A 14,673-nucleotide genomic window follows, 5' to 3' on the forward strand; every position below is an offset into this window, starting at 1 on the left:
GGTCACACCATAAATTGTGAATAAATAATAATGAAAAATTTGAAACTATTTTTAGCAAGCTGTTTAGCAATAGCATGCTTTTCGATACAATCTGCCAACGCACAAAAAGGTGGTGTTATGCTTTATGGTTCATTTAATTACCATGAAACTGAAGCAGGTCATCAGCTAAGTGCGGCACCACTGGGGGTCGGTTATTTTTTTAATGATAATATGAATGTGGGGCTGAACTATGGTTTCAATACTTCGAAAAATAAGGCATTGGATTTTACTGATCATTTTCATGAGGTCGGGCCATTTTACAGCAATACTTGGTCTTTAGGTAAACATTTTAATTTAATTGGTCAGGTTGAGGCTCATTATATATGGGGAAATGAACATGTTGTCAATGCTGCTAATGTGATGGCTGATGGTAGCTATAACGGTTATTTACTGAGAGCCTATCCTCTGGTTGGTATTAGCTTAGGTAAAGGTTGGGCACTTAAAGCAAAAGTTGCAGAGCTTTCTTATAAGAAAAAACACAGTAAAGATGCTTCTATCGCAAATGATCATGAAATTATCACTGGAATCAATGGTTCTACGGTTGGTCTAGGGATATCAAAAAATTTATTTATTAAGGGATAATAATGATTATTACAGAAATCACAAGGAATATCAAAAATGAGGTGGTCAGTAAGCGTTGTGATCTGCTCATTATTGAGTGGTACGAATCTACGAAACGTATTCAACGTTTGCGTACGGAGGAGGGCATGGATATCGCCTTTAAATTATTGGGGAATACTTCTCAATTGCATAATGGGGATATTCTATATGAGGATGCTGACAAAATTGTTGTAATTGCTATTCGTAGTTGTGATGTAATCTGTATAGAATCGTTGAATTTTTTGGAGATTGCTTTTATTAGTTGTGAAATAGGAAATAAGCATTTGCCTCTATTTATTGAGGGGAATGAATTGCTTATCCCTTTTGAGCGAACGATGCAAAGCTGGCTGAATAAGCAGGGGATTCCCTACACGCTTGCTTCTCGTCAGTTATTAAGTCAGTTGAATGCTAATGTCGATGCAAATTATCATCGTGAGCTCAAATTTTCGACAAAGAGTATCCCTTTATTTATTAAAGCATAAAATATATGGAAAATAAATTTCTAGGCAAGCTTCTTCATTTGTCAGATCCGACGTTACCAATCGGTGGGTTTACCCATTCGAATGGATTAGAGACCTATGTGCAGAAGGAGATCGTACATAATAAAGCTACTGCAGAGTCGTATGTGAGACACAATTTGTGGTACAACTTGAAGTTTAATGATGCAGCTTTGATGCGTCTTGCTTATGATGCTACTCGAAATGATGATTTGGATTTGTTGCGGTCTTTGGATGAGGAATGTACGGCATTGAAGAGTCCGAAGGAAATCCGTGAAGCGAGTAAGAAATTGGGTGTACGCTTGTATAAGATTTTTTCGCGTTATCAGGAGCAACCGATATTGATTTCTTGGGGTGAGTTGATTAAACAGAAGAGAGTGGATAGTCATTATTGTTTGGTGTATGGTATGTTGGCTGCTTTATTAGACATCCCGATTCGGGAAGCTTTGCATGGTTACTATTACAATGCTGCTATCACGATGGTGACTAATGCTGTAAAATTGGTTCCTCTCGGACAGTTGGATGGGCAGGATATCTTGTTTTATCTGCATGATGACCTGATGACTTTATGTGATGAGACTCTGGAGGTGGATCGTGATCTGATCGGTCTATGTAATGTTGGATTTGATATCCGGTGTATGCAGCATGAACGGTTGTACACACGGGTTTACATTTCTTAATTAAATACGAACAAATGGAAAATAGAAAATATGTTAAGATTGGTGTGGGTGGTCCGGTTGGATCTGGAAAAACTGCACTGTTGGAGTGTTTATGTAAACGTTTGAAACATGAATTGAATCTAGCGGTTATTACCAATGATATTTATACGAAGGAGGATGCGGAATACATGGCTAAAAACAGTACGTTGTCTCCTGATCGTATTATTGGAGTAGAGACAGGTGGCTGTCCGCATACGGCTATCCGTGAGGATGCGAGCATGAATCTAGAGGCTGTGGAAGAACTTGCTGAACGCTTTCCAGATCTTGAATTGATCTTGATTGAGAGTGGCGGTGATAATTTGACTTCAACTTATAGTCCTGATCTCGCGGATATTACCATTTTTGTGATCGATGTGGGTGAGGGGGAAAAGATGCCCCGTAAAGGTGGACCGGCGATTACCCGATCAGATTTATTGTTGATCAATAAAATGGATCTAGCTCCTTATGTTGGTGCTAGTCTGGAGGTGATGGAGCATGATGCTCGGAAAATGCGAAAAGGGGCACCGTTTTTATTTTCGAATTTGAAGACAGGAACGGGATTGGATGAAATCATTGGATGGATCAAAAAATATGCATTGCTGCATGATGTAGCTGAACCTAATTTATTGCGTTAATATGATCTGTTCTTTAAATATCAACGTTGCCCATCGTGAAGGAAAGTCTTATCTCAAGGATGCTTATGTCACACAGCCTTTTCGTATTGTTCCAGTAGGACAATACAGGAGGGATAAAGGGGCATACTTGATGATTATGAGCTCATCACCGGGGTTATTGGATGGTGATGATCATCGTATCCAAATTACGATAGATCCTGGTGCTAAATTGCAATTGCAGACTCAAGCGTATCAGCGTCTTTTTCATATGAAAGGTAAATCGGTACAAAAAACGGAAGTGACGCTCGGCGAAGGTGCGGTGTTTTCTTTTGTTCCGCACCCTATTGTTCCTCAAAATTCTTCTCATTTTCTCAGCCATAATATTATCCACATGCAAAAGAACTGTCACCTCATCTTGAGTGATATTGTGACTTGTGGACGGAAACTGTCGGGAGAGGTTTTTGAGTATAATCATTTTCAGAATCTGACTCAATGTTATGTGGATGGTCGATTGATATTGAAAGATAATGTGCTGTTGCAACCCGACAAAATGCCGATACAGGATATCGGGATATTGGAAGGTTTTACCCATCAGGGAACATTTATTTATCTCAATACTGCTGGGAAAGCTGTTGGGGATTGGATTGAAAAATTCCATCAACAGTATGAACATGTCACGGATATCGAATTTGGAATCAGTGCGCTTCAGCATGATGGGTTTATGATCCGAATATTGGGTTATGGTGCCGAGCAGTTGTTTACTATTTTTCAGGAGATCCAGCAGGAACTGTGGGATGCTGAACTCCTTATTTAATCATTTTAATGGGACTATATTTTAGTCTTATCTTATCAATTTATCTCAAAATGAGGGATCAAGTTTTAGCTTATATAAAAGCTTTTTTTAGAGGTTTCGGACAGATCATGTTGCAAGGTAATGCTTGGACAGGCATATTATTTATTGGTGCTATTTTATATGACTCGACCTTAATGGGCTTTGCGGGTATATTGGCTAATGTTGTAGGGGTTGCAACAGCTAGAATACTGAAATATGATGAAGATCATATTGATAATGGATTATTTGGTTTTAATGCTTCTTTGTTTGGTGTAGCGCTTGTTTTTTACTTTGAAGCGAATATCTGGATCTGGATGACATTGATTCTTGGTTCCATGTTAACCACTCTTATGATGGGTTTTGCGCTCAAAAGAAATTTACCTGCTTTTACTTTTCCTTTCATAGCTGTTACCTGGATTTCACTGTATATCCTGAGTATCCCACAGCTTGCAATGCCTACTGTATCGCAACATTTTGTGGATATCCAAGAAATGGATGATTTCTTGATCGAGGGACATGCTTTCGGGCAAGTGATCTTTCAAGGAAGCCTGATTGCGGGATTGATCTTTTTCCTTGGAGTATTTATGAGCAATCCGATGGCTGCACTTTATGCTTTCGCCGCTGTGATCATCAGCATTTACCTATCTCATTATGGTCATGAATCGGAAACTATGATCAGCAACGGAACGTTTAGCTTTAATGCTGTACTCTGTGGCATTGCTTTAAGCGGTACTCGTGTGCGGGATGGATTATATGTCCTTATTGCTGTCGTGATTGCGACTTATTGTGATCATGTGCTTGTGCACTATGGGTGGACGACATTGACTTTTCCGTTTGTAGTGGCTATGTGGGCAATGGAACCTGTTAAACGTCTGGATAAATGGATCGTGGGGCGGTTTGAAGAAACTTTTAAAAGCCGATTGTCCTAAAACAATAAAACTTAGCTGCTATACAAACTGATCAATGGTTGAGTGGCCATTGATCAGTTTGTACTGGTATATAACAGACTAGTGGTCATAAAAAACTATATAATCGATGAAAAATACTCTTTATAAAATATTATCCTTACTCTTTCTTGTTATCAGTCCATTTTTATTACTTCATGCTCAGATTAGTCCTCCTGGATTGGGAAAAGCAAAAACGGCCTCCTGGTCTGCCATTGGTCTTAAAAGACAACTGGATAGTACTGGTACGAAAGAAGCTTTAACTTACCTCGGCCTAGGAACCAAAAGTACACCTGATGATTCAAATCCTTTTCATAAACAAGCTATTTTTGTCCTCAATCACGAGGTATATCATAAGTTTGCTAAGAACCAGCAATATAGTTATGCTTTGAGCTATCGTCGTCAAAATGTATATGATGCAGATGCTCCTTATCATGGTGAAGGGATAGAGCAGGAGTTTCGCTTGTATGGGCGCTATGCTTATAGTTTCAGATTCGGTGATCGCTGGAAATGGAAAAATACAGTCAGACAGGAATTTCGTAAATTTTTTACAGCAGATTTTAATAAAGCAGAGGAGAATTTTCAATTGCGGACTAGGATTAAAACACAGATCAATCTGAAACTCTCGGATAGAAATAAACAGGAACTTGCATTTAGTGCTGAGGGGCTGTTTGCAGTAAGCAAAATGTATGAGCCGAAAGATGAGTGGTCAAAATTTGCTTATAAGGAAGCGCGTTTCGCTTTATATTACATGACGGATATTGCGCATACTCCCTTGCACCTTGATGTTGGATATATGAATGATTTAATTAAAGGCTATAGTCAAGCGGACTTTGGTGTTCACTATCTTGCTGTTGATCTGATTTGGAATCTGCCTTATAAAAAGAAGCATTAATCGGAAAGAAATTTGTGTTTGCGATAATCACTGGGTGAATAACCGGTGACTTTCTTGAATAAACGTGTAAAGTAGGATGGGGATTTATATTTCATTTCGAATGCAATGCCTGCAATATCTCTTGTAGCATCCTGTAATAAGATTTGACTATGTAGTATACTGATTTCGTTGATCCACTGTTTAGGAGGCTTATTGGTTGCTTCCTTCACACATTTGTTAAGGTAGTTTTCGGATATATGTAATAAGTTGGCATAGAATAAAACATTCTTGTGATCTGTGTGAAATTTTTGTACGAATTCTCTAAATCGAAATGCAATATCCAATTGTCTACTCATCGGTGCTTTTACTTCGTAATCTGTTTTAATTATTTTTAACAGTATACATTGTAGCATTGATACACAGATCTCCATAACTTTTCCTTCGGTAAATAGCTCTTCTTCCAAGAGTTCAAGCATTTTTTGAATCCATACAGAGACGTGCTCTGACAAGGGGGTAAAGGGATGTGAATTGAAAAACCGGATATCATTGATGCCTAATTCAATATCTGTAACGATTTCGTTTTCATAAACGACAAAAAAACCTTCGGCATCATCTGAAATCGCTAAAGTAGCAGTAATATTTCCCTGTTTGACATTAATCACTTGATTTTCAGCTAAGGTGTATGCCCCTGATTCCAGATGTTGTGTTAAAGTTCCTTTAGTAACAAAGATTAGGAAATTGAAGGTAGTACGGTAAGGAATGACAGGCATGAGAATACTTCGTAGGTAATTTTCGATGCGGTATACCTGTATTTTGCTTTCATTGAATAGATTATGATCTGTTACATCAGGCAAAAAAAGCTTTTTGTATTCGTAATTGTTGATAATCTTAATCGACGATTTCATAGTGCTATTTCTCTAAAAAACCTTTTCATGTGATGTTAATGAAAGAGATTGTGTATGTACAAATATACGATTTAGGGACCTAATTTACAGTGTAATCCTATCGATAAAATTTGTTTTTAACTGGAATTTTTATTCATATTATCACATAAAAAAAGCTCCAATCCGGAGCTTTTTTATGTTTAGTTTTAATCTTTTATTGTTTTTATTTTTTTTGGAATCGCATCATCGCAATATCGCCCATAATCAGAGTCAATGTATTTCCGTTGACATCGAAGGAAGTGATTTTCTCCAGCGTGCTGAAGTATACACTTTCTCCTGAACCTTCGCAGGCCATTTTAGTAGATGCTAGTGGACCAAAACTAATGTGGTTGTTTTCGGTTTTGAAAGTTCCATTGTAATTATTGCAACTACTGTTTCCAGATACTTTTTTTGCTGTCAAATCAAAGGTGATCGTAGGCTTTTTATTTGGATATAGACCTTCAAATGCAATACGTGGTCCAGATACATAATCTAATTCCCATGTACCTGCTAGTGCTTGCTCACCTTTTTCTGCTTTGATAAGCGTAAATTTAGCTAATGTTTTTCCACCTTTTTTTAAACTCAATACTTCTCCTTCTATTGTGTAGGTATCTACTGCTATAATGTTTTTTGATAACGCCTGTTCTATCTCGAACTCAGGACAAGCCATCATTGTGGAAATACCTTGTTCAAATTTAATTTTGTTTTTTCCTGTGATATTTACTGCTCCACCTAAAGTATTACAACCTGCATTTGCAGCATATCTATCGTCTTCAAACTGTAAGAAGGGGACACGTCCGTTTACCTGTGCTGGTACTGTTTTTCCATCTACTTCGATCAGTTGCCACTTGTTTCCTTTTAGCTGCATAGTTTCTGTAGTCGAATGCTCTTTGTTCGTATTTTTTTTGAAAACTGAACAACTGCTTAATCCTACGATCAGCGTTGCCATGATTAAAATCTGATTAAATTTCATCTTTTATCTTTTTGATATGATTGTTTAACAATAATTAGAACGTTTGGTTTGAGTGAATGCTACATTTTATACAAAAAAAGAGGAAACCTTTTCGGGTTTCCTCTTTTAATCAGCACTATAGAATTGCTGTTATTTTTTATTTTGTTGTGCTTGACGCATCGCTTCTTCCATTCTTGATTGGAATGACGATTTCTTTTGCACCTTTGGATTCTTTTTATTGTCTTCTAATTTCGCTAAAATCTTATCATCATTAACCATTGAACGGATGATCAACTGTGTTAAGAATGTTAGGATTGCACTTAAGAAGTAATAATAGTTTAATCCTGCAGGGAAACTATTCAAGACGAAAAAGAAAATTAAAGGCATAATGTAACCAATGTATTTCATTTGTCCTGTCGCACCCGAAGTCGCATTGTTGTACCAAGTGGTCAATAATGTTGTTAAAGTCATCAATACGCACATTAATGATACGTGATTCACGCCGAAAATCGGTGCGAATGAGAATAAGGTATCGTATGTTGACATATCTTTCATAAACAAGAAACTTTCACCTCTCAGCTCGAATAAATTCGGGAAGAAGTAGAAGAAAGCAATCGTAAATGGCATTTGTAATACCAATGGAAGACAACCTCCCAATGGGTTTACTCCAGCTGTTTTATACAATTTCATCTGTTCTTGCTGCAACAATACTGCATTGTCTTCACCTACTTTAGCTTTGATTTCATCTAATTGCGGTTTTAATACACGCATTTTAGCCATTGATAGGTAAGATTTGTATGTTAATGGTGATAATACCAGTTTTAACAATAATGTTAGAACAAGGATAACTATACCATAACTCAAATGGAAATTGTCTAAGAAATCAAATACAGGTACTGTAATAAATTGGTTAATCCAACGCATTGGTCCCCATCCCATATTAATGATTTTATGAAAATCATGACCTTCTGCTTTAAGCGTTTTGTATTGATTAGGGCCAAAAAAGAAGTTTAACGAATAACTGTTGTCTTTTTGAGTTGCATAATCAAGACGTGCTGTAGCCGCATAAAGTTTAACAACATCGGATTCGATTGTTGTTTTTACATTTACATCTGCTGTTGTAAATCCTGTTTTGCTTGAAAGAATGTTTGAGAAATAGTGTTGCTTGAATGCAATCCATTCTACTTTTTCTTTTAGCTCTTTTTCTTCATCTTTTGCTTCTGACAAATGGTCTACATTACCTGCTTCTTTATAATAGATGGTAGATTTTTGACGTTCAGAATCAATATTTTGTTCTTTCTGTAGTAAAATTGTTTCCCAATCTAAAGCAATCGTTTTTTGATCGATCTTGTTTTGAATACCTTTTGTGTTGATATCAAGACCTAAATTGAAACCATTACCTTTGATGGTATATACGTATTCAATATACTGATCAGCTCCATAAGCTAATTGTAATTTAATCGATTTTGAATCTTCGCCTGTTATCTTTACATCAGCATCTTCAGAAGTAAAGAACAAATCGTTGGTATTGATGTTTTCACCGGCGACATTAAATTTCAATCCAAATCTATTGTGGTCACCTTCAAACAATACTAATGGTTTACCATTAAAATTTGTTTCACCTTTTAATTGTACAGATTTTACACGACCGCCTTTAGAGCTTATTTTAGCAATGATTTTATCATTTTCTACTGTAATGATTTTTTCTGTGCCAAATTTCGCAGCTCCAAAAGGAAGTTTTAATGCTGCAGAGTCAAGAGGCTTGGCCTCTTGTGTTGCTCCTAGTTGTGTATTCGCTTTTGTCGAGTCTGTTAAAGGTGCTAGACCTTTTTTAACACGTGCTAACGAATCTTGTAGAACTTGTTCTTTTTTTATTTCTACGTCGGACGGTTTCATTAAGTAAAATGAACCGGCTATAATTCCGAACATCAGAAGTAAACCAATAAGGGTATTTCTATCCATTTTTTTAAATTAAACTTACTTAATTGTTTCCTGCTTTTGTATCTTATTTTTCTTATTCGACAAAGCAGCGGCTACAAAGCTAACAAAAAGTGGGTGAGGATTTGCAACAGTTGACTTTAATTCTGGATGAAATTGTCCCGCTACGAAAAAAGGATGGTTTTTCAACTCAACAATTTCTACTAATCCTGAAGTTGGGTTGATTCCTGAAGTAATCATTCCAGCTGCTTCATATTGCTCTAAATAAGCATTATTGAACTCATAACGGTGACGGTGACGTTCGGAGATTCTTGTTTTTCCGTATATATTGAATGCTTTTGTACCTTTTTTGATATCACAATCGTACGCACCTAATCGCATTGTACCGCCCATGTTAGTGATGTTTTTTTGATCTTCCATTAAGTTGATCACTGGATGTGGTGTATCTGGATTCATTTCCGTACTATTTGCATCTTTTAATCCCAATACATTACGGCCAAATTCAATTACTGAACACTGCATACCTAAACAAATTCCAAAGAAAGGAATATTGTTTTCACGTATATATTTAATAGCGGCTAACTTACCGTCTAATCCACGTTCACCAAAACCAGGAGCAACAAGTACGCCATCCATTTCGCTCAACTTGTCTTGGACATTTTGATCATTTACACTTTCCGCGGCAATATATTGTAATTTTACTTTACATTCATTGGCCGCTCCGGCGTGGATAAAACTTTCGACTATAGATTTATATGCATCTGGTAATTCAACATATTTACCGACTAATCCGATATTTACTTCATTAGTAGGATTTTTTAATTTTCCTAAAAATGCTTTCCAGCTATCTAAATCTGGTTCATTCTTATTCGAAAGTTTCAATTTAGCAAGGACAGTCTTGTCTAATTGTTCTTTCAACATATTTAAAGGAACGTCATAAATAGTAGGAGCATCAATCGATTCTACAACAGCATTAATATTGACATTACAAAATAATGCTAATTTTTTGCGAATTTCTTGCGTCAATTTATGTTCTGTACGACAAACTAAAATATCAGGTTGGATACCGTATTCTAATAATGTTTTAACAGAATGTTGTGTTGGTTTTGTTTTTAATTCACCAGCTGCTGCTAAGTAAGGTACTAATGTTAAGTGAATAACTACAGAATCATGAGTGCCTAATTCCCATCTTAACTGACGAACTGCTTCGATAAAAGGTAAAGATTCGATATCACCTACTGTACCACCTAATTCTGTTATGACAATATCATATTTTCCTGTTTCACCTAATAAACGCATACGGTTTTTGATCTCATCTGTGATATGAGGAACAACTTGAACTGTTTTTCCTAAATATTCACCTGCGCGTTCTTTTTGAATAACAGATTGATAAATACGACCTGTCGTCACGTTATTAGCTTGTGAAGTAGGTACGTTTAAGAAACGTTCGTAATAGCCTAAATCAAGGTCTGTTTCAGCACCATCTTCCGTTACGTAACACTCACCATGCTCATATGGATTTAATGTTCCTGGATCAATGTTAATGTAAGGGTCAAATTTTTGAATCGTAACCTTGTAGCCACGTGCTTGGAGAAGTTTAGCAAGAGAGGATGCAATAATACCCTTCCCTAACGACGAAGTAACGCCGCCCGTAACAAAAATATATTTAGTCATATCAATAATGGATTTCAAAATATAAGGCCTAAAATGGCCTAAATATCTGCTTTATGTACGGGATACAAAGATAAGAATATTTGTGGAAGACGGCGTTTTTTTTTGTCTTTAATTTTAAAATGCTAATTTTTTGACATGACGCTTGCACGGGGTTTGACCTTTGCTAATTCAATTTAGATCTAAACTTCATGAAAAAATCTTCAAAGTATTTTTTTGATAAATGTGCTGTTATAAATGTACCTGCTATAACTAAACTGTAGAAAATCAGAAAACTTAAGTAGGGATCAAGTGTTAGTAAATGTTTTTTCGCTAAATGAATAACGGCAAAGATCACGATCATATGATACATGTAAATTCCATAGGAGATTTTGCCTCCGTAGTCTAAAAAAGTATTGTTGAAAAATGATTTTGTATTTAATCTGATACCGATAAAAAGAATGAGATTGAGAAAGAGTGCATTTAGGATGATGTATGAAAAGATCCAATGATCAAAAATATTTGATCCAATAAATGCTATACATGTACTTCGGAAGAATAAGGTTGAAAATAATACGGCTAATAAAAGGTAATTGACCGTTGCATATTTTTTGTACCAAGCCAGTAAGTTTATGTTGGTGTGGTATAGAAAATAAGCTCCCAGTGCACCGATTGCCATTGATTCGAAAGCAAAAGTTTTGATAAGATGCACAACAAGTACGTTTGTAATGATGTTGTTAAAACATAGTATCAGTAATAGGATTTTGAGTAAAAATATACCTATAATAAGTGCAAATTTGTTGTCTATCCATTTAAATAGGGGTGCCCAAATGATGTAAAACCATTCTTCAACGCCGATAGACCATAGGGGCTCTAGGAGATGTGAGCCATAGGTAAAGGTGACGATACTGGGTGAAAATAAAACAAATAACAACCAGACCTGTCCTATGGTATATGGGAATGAATAGTTAATATGTAAGACTTGAAATAGAAAAGGGAAGATAACTATGCCTATGGCGACTAATAAAAAATATAAAGGCCAGATGCGAATGACTCTTTTCAGGTAGAAATTTTTAATGGATATTGTCTTTTTCTGATCTTGTTCTTTCAGCAACAAATAACTGATGAGGAAACCACTTAAGACAAAGAAAAATTTGACAGCAGTAGTTCCATTTTGAAAAAAACTAAAATGTTCATAGGTGATGAAATCATTTTTTGTGCGAATCACTTCTCCATGGTGAAATAGAACGAGGAGTGCGGCAAAAAAACGGAACGCATTTAGATTTGGAAAAAAAGATATGTTCTTATACATTGTTGCTGTAAAAATAGCAATATTAGTTTATTTTTCTGCGTTATTTTGTTTCTACAAATTATTGTTATAGTATTAAAATATTATTTATTTGAGCCGGATTACTCTATCGGCTCAAATAAATGTTGTATGAATAGTATTTTTTTTGGATTGATGCAAACGTTCAGATAAGCTATGGTGGAGTTACTGGTTGTAAAGATCAAAATTACCTCTATGATCTAAGGATACTTGAATTTTTTTTGACTGTTTATCCCTGATCTTCATACTATAACTTTGTTTGTCTTTATTTAGTTCCAAAGTGACCTGATAATTTTTCAAAGCGGGTAATAGGTATTGATTATATAATGAAAGTTTCGTTAATTGATCGCTATATCGACGATTTTCCTTTTTAAACAATTGTTGTAAATAATGAATATTCCAAGCTAGTTTAGTTACGGCATAACTATTTGGAAGCGTTGGTTCCTGCCTTTTCGCTTGTTCTACAAATTGTATATATCCCCATCTTTCTGGATAATGCATATTAATTAAACCGATCGGTGACCATACCCAATTGTCTTCAGCTAAAGGCTTATTATTTTCTTTTTTTCTACTGTAATGATTATTTGTGATATCATGTTGCCATTGTACACGTGAAAAATTACATAACCAGTAATCATTTGCTTTAGGCATTGATGATTTACCGAAAGCATATAATGATTGATGTGGAATTGCAAATTCAACAGACCAGTATGCGTCTATATCCTGGGGATTATTAAGGGTGCCGTTGATATGTACTGCAGATTTTAGATTTTTAACATCCCAATGTGTAATGGCCTGTCCTCCGAATCGATATGGTTTTGGTAACATAAGATCGAAAATGGTATGTAATGGATTGACCTCTATTTCGTAATATTCTGCTTGATATAAATTGGGTTTTAAAAATATTTCAAAGTCATTGTTTAGATAAACAATTTCATCGTGCTTGTAGATATCTGCCCAAATATGAGGTTCATACAGTTTTGCGTACACATATAGGTAGGTGGAATCCCAAAGCATTTTTACTTCGGTTTTATACAAAGGTTTTTTGTACTCGGCACCTTGAATATCTTCAAAATTATTAATTGTTTTTGCTTTTGTCCAGCTAATTTCATCGTCCTTACCGTCAATTATTAACGGTTCACTGATTTTAAGTACCGGGTATGTTTTTGGAATGGACTGGAGTGCTAAAAAATCTTGAATTGAATTTTGGGCATAGCTGTTCAGGAAACAGCACAGGAATACGAGGGTAAAAATAGACTTGTTCATATAATACTTTTCAGGTCATAAGATAAACTAAAAAGATTTAGCATGGAAGAAGTTTTTGACTTGTAAAGAAAATGTTGCTATATTGGGGATTTATGGCAATAAAAAAAGGCATCGAAACTGAATTCAATGCCTTTTTTTATACTTGTGTAGTCGTAATTAGATTCTTTTAGACTTAATACGAGCAGCTTTACCAGTAAGACCACGTAAATAAAATAATTTAGCGCGACGTACTTTACCGTAGCTGTTTACTACAATTTTTTCAATGTTTGGCGAATTTATAGGGAAGATACGTTCCACACCAATGCCATTTGAAATTTTGCGTACAGTGAAAGTTGAATTAACACCTTCGCTGTTCAATTGGATAACCACACCTTGGTAAATTTGGATACGCTCTTTATTTCCCTCGCGAATTTTATAATGAACGCTTATGGTGTCTCCTGCTTTAAATGCGGGAACTTCATTTCTGATTACCGCTTGTTCTTCTACAAATTTTACTAAATCCATGATTATGAGTAATTAAATACGATTATTAGCCTGTAAAAATCGGAATGCAATATTACAGCTTTTTTTTTACTTTAAGAAATACTTTTTTCAAAAAATATTGAGCTGCCTTAGTTTGTTGCAAAGATAGAAAAACACTTTTAATATTTAGACCCTTGCTCACGATATATTTTAAAAAGTTTTACACATCGAGGTTAGGATGTGAATTTAAATGCTATCGAATTGAATGCTGATATTTTATTTCTCAATAAATCAGGCTTTTATTTAATAATGTTAAAATTATATTTGACAGATTGAAAAAACGCTGTATATTTGCATCACAGTAAACAAAAGGGGATACCTTTTCGGGGTGTAGCGTAGCCCGGTATCGCGCCACATTTGGGATGTGGAGGTCGTAGGTTCGAATCCTGCCACCCCGACCAAGAAAATAAAAGCTCTAACGAAAGTTAGGGCTTTTTTTGTTTACGTGCAGATTCGAATCGCAGGATCTTTTGGAATAAGCTTGTGACCAACTGGTTTAAAGTATTCTAGCCTCCCGATCGAGAAACTTCAAACCTATAGAAAATGACCAATTCGGTTACTCATTTTCTATACTAATCTATGATTTTTGAAATATGCTCAACAATTAACATTCGTTTTTATGCTGTTTGTCACAAAGTGATCTCTTTCCCTTGATCTGTCTTCTTGGCTCCATTATTGTGTCAGTTCAGTTGCCGATAGCAATCAAAGAAATTGGAAATCGCGGAAACGAGATGGTGATGATCTATAAATTGACTTTTAGGATTCAATTTTTTCCATGACGATTTACTCAATATGGTTGGAATTATTTAGTTTTGGCTTGTTAGCTAAGGAAGATTACACTATTGCCTCCTCGGCAAAGGAACGTTTGGAAAAACTCAGAAATACGGACGAATAATGATATTAAAAAAAATAATTGGCTTCAAATACCTGTTTACCGGGATGCTTTCCGCTCTGGTGGTTACGGGTTATGGGCAGGAAGTAGAGAAGCAACAATTTA

General features: G+C 35.6%; 14 protein-coding genes and 1 tRNA gene. 8 read left to right on the plus strand and 7 right to left on the minus strand.

Features of this window, described 5'->3' with window-relative positions:
• The first annotated feature begins 30 nt into the window (after nucleotides 1-30).
• The 7 genes from JAZ75_RS12460 to JAZ75_RS12490 all read left to right on the plus strand — a co-directional run bounded on the left by JAZ75_RS12460 (nucleotide 31) and on the right by JAZ75_RS12490 (nucleotide 5,119).
• Nucleotides 31-621, plus strand: coding sequence for a hypothetical protein (locus JAZ75_RS12460; RefSeq protein WP_208702183.1), 591 nt, complete (start codon nucleotides 31-33; stop codon nucleotides 619-621).
• A gap of 2 nt (nucleotides 622-623) precedes the next feature.
• A complete protein-coding gene (locus tag JAZ75_RS12465) occupies nucleotides 624-1,121 on the plus strand; it encodes an urease accessory protein UreE (protein ID WP_208702185.1) in 498 nt (165 codons plus the stop codon).
• Between the two features lie 5 nt (nucleotides 1,122-1,126).
• Complete coding sequence (locus tag JAZ75_RS12470) at nucleotides 1,127-1,816, plus strand: urease accessory protein UreF (RefSeq protein WP_208702187.1); 690 nt, start codon at nucleotides 1,127-1,129, stop codon at nucleotides 1,814-1,816.
• 14 nt (nucleotides 1,817-1,830) lie between these two features.
• Nucleotides 1,831-2,469 carry an urease accessory protein UreG gene (gene ureG / locus JAZ75_RS12475; RefSeq protein ID WP_045755017.1) on the plus strand — a complete coding sequence of 213 codons (639 nt, stop codon included), beginning with the start codon at nucleotides 1,831-1,833 and terminating at the stop codon, nucleotides 2,467-2,469.
• Between the two features lies 1 nt (nucleotide 2,470).
• Nucleotides 2,471-3,262 (plus strand): urease accessory protein UreD, encoded by a 792-nt coding sequence (locus JAZ75_RS12480; RefSeq protein WP_183917095.1) that lies wholly within the window; start codon nucleotides 2,471-2,473, stop codon nucleotides 3,260-3,262.
• Nucleotides 3,263-3,312: 50 nt separating this feature from the next.
• On the plus strand, nucleotides 3,313-4,209 hold the full coding sequence (locus tag JAZ75_RS12485; RefSeq protein WP_208702189.1) for an urea transporter: 897 nt from the start codon (nucleotides 3,313-3,315) through the stop codon (nucleotides 4,207-4,209).
• Between the two features lie 106 nt (nucleotides 4,210-4,315).
• Entirely contained in the window at nucleotides 4,316-5,119 is an 804-nt protein-coding gene (locus JAZ75_RS12490; protein ID WP_208702191.1) for a DUF2490 domain-containing protein, read from the plus strand.
• Here the strand turns inward: JAZ75_RS12490 and JAZ75_RS12495 are convergent.
• The 7 genes from JAZ75_RS12495 to rplS all read right to left on the minus strand — a co-directional run bounded on the left by JAZ75_RS12495 (nucleotide 5,116) and on the right by rplS (nucleotide 13,658).
• Nucleotides 5,116-6,003, minus strand: a complete 888-nt coding sequence (locus tag JAZ75_RS12495) for a helix-turn-helix domain-containing protein (protein ID WP_132770919.1) — start codon at nucleotides 6,001-6,003, stop codon at nucleotides 5,116-5,118. The genes JAZ75_RS12490 and JAZ75_RS12495 overlap by 4 nt on opposite strands.
• Before the next feature lie 202 nt (nucleotides 6,004-6,205).
• The gene (locus JAZ75_RS12500; RefSeq protein WP_132770918.1) at nucleotides 6,206-6,994 is read right to left on the minus strand and encodes an META domain-containing protein; all 789 of its coding nucleotides are present in this window, start codon (nucleotides 6,992-6,994) and stop codon (nucleotides 6,206-6,208) included.
• 129 nt (nucleotides 6,995-7,123) lie between these two features.
• A complete protein-coding gene (gene yidC / locus JAZ75_RS12505; RefSeq protein ID WP_021189531.1) occupies nucleotides 7,124-8,935 on the minus strand; it encodes a membrane protein insertase YidC in 1,812 nt (603 codons plus the stop codon).
• Between the two features lie 15 nt (nucleotides 8,936-8,950).
• Nucleotides 8,951-10,585 carry a CTP synthase gene (locus JAZ75_RS12510; RefSeq protein WP_132770917.1) on the minus strand — a complete coding sequence of 545 codons (1,635 nt, stop codon included), beginning with the start codon at nucleotides 10,583-10,585 and terminating at the stop codon, nucleotides 8,951-8,953.
• 163 nt (nucleotides 10,586-10,748) lie between these two features.
• Nucleotides 10,749-11,873, minus strand: a complete 1,125-nt coding sequence (locus JAZ75_RS12515; RefSeq protein WP_208702193.1) for an acyltransferase family protein — start codon at nucleotides 11,871-11,873, stop codon at nucleotides 10,749-10,751.
• A 180-nt stretch (nucleotides 11,874-12,053) separates the two neighbouring features.
• On the minus strand, nucleotides 12,054-13,154 hold the full coding sequence (locus JAZ75_RS12520) for a carbohydrate-binding family 9-like protein (protein ID WP_208702195.1): 1,101 nt from the start codon (nucleotides 13,152-13,154) through the stop codon (nucleotides 12,054-12,056).
• Between the two features lie 156 nt (nucleotides 13,155-13,310).
• A complete protein-coding gene (gene rplS / locus JAZ75_RS12525) occupies nucleotides 13,311-13,658 on the minus strand; it encodes a 50S ribosomal protein L19 (RefSeq protein ID WP_021189535.1) in 348 nt (115 codons plus the stop codon).
• A gap of 342 nt (nucleotides 13,659-14,000) precedes the next feature.
• Between rplS and JAZ75_RS12530 the strand changes: the two genes are divergently transcribed.
• Nucleotides 14,001-14,077 (plus strand) — tRNA-Pro (locus JAZ75_RS12530).
• The last annotated feature ends 596 nt before the right edge of the window (nucleotides 14,078-14,673 follow it).

Source organism: Sphingobacterium sp. UDSM-2020 (assembly GCF_016132525.1).
In the GTDB taxonomy this organism is placed as follows: domain Bacteria; phylum Bacteroidota; class Bacteroidia; order Sphingobacteriales; family Sphingobacteriaceae; genus Sphingobacterium; species Sphingobacterium anhuiense.

Coding starts and splice junctions, on each gene's coding strand:
- JAZ75_RS12460 (WP_208702183.1), top strand. CDS start 31: ATGAAAAATTTGAAACTATTTTTAGCAAGCTGTTTAGCAATAGCATGC.
- JAZ75_RS12465 (WP_208702185.1), top strand. CDS start 624: ATGATTATTACAGAAATCACAAGGAATATCAAAAATGAGGTGGTCAGT.
- JAZ75_RS12470 (WP_208702187.1), top strand. CDS start 1,127: ATGGAAAATAAATTTCTAGGCAAGCTTCTTCATTTGTCAGATCCGACG.
- ureG (WP_045755017.1), top strand. CDS start 1,831: ATGGAAAATAGAAAATATGTTAAGATTGGTGTGGGTGGTCCGGTTGGA.
- JAZ75_RS12480 (WP_183917095.1), top strand. CDS start 2,471: ATGATCTGTTCTTTAAATATCAACGTTGCCCATCGTGAAGGAAAGTCT.
- JAZ75_RS12485 (WP_208702189.1), top strand. CDS start 3,313: ATGAGGGATCAAGTTTTAGCTTATATAAAAGCTTTTTTTAGAGGTTTC.
- JAZ75_RS12490 (WP_208702191.1), top strand. CDS start 4,316: ATGAAAAATACTCTTTATAAAATATTATCCTTACTCTTTCTTGTTATC.
- JAZ75_RS12495 (WP_132770919.1), bottom strand. CDS start 6,003: ATGAAATCGTCGATTAAGATTATCAACAATTACGAATACAAAAAGCTT.
- JAZ75_RS12500 (WP_132770918.1), bottom strand. CDS start 6,994: ATGAAATTTAATCAGATTTTAATCATGGCAACGCTGATCGTAGGATTA.
- yidC (WP_021189531.1), bottom strand. CDS start 8,935: ATGGATAGAAATACCCTTATTGGTTTACTTCTGATGTTCGGAATTATA.
- JAZ75_RS12510 (WP_132770917.1), bottom strand. CDS start 10,585: ATGACTAAATATATTTTTGTTACGGGCGGCGTTACTTCGTCGTTAGGG.
- JAZ75_RS12515 (WP_208702193.1), bottom strand. CDS start 11,873: ATGTATAAGAACATATCTTTTTTTCCAAATCTAAATGCGTTCCGTTTT.
- JAZ75_RS12520 (WP_208702195.1), bottom strand. CDS start 13,154: ATGAACAAGTCTATTTTTACCCTCGTATTCCTGTGCTGTTTCCTGAAC.
- rplS (WP_021189535.1), bottom strand. CDS start 13,658: ATGGATTTAGTAAAATTTGTAGAAGAACAAGCGGTAATCAGAAATGAA.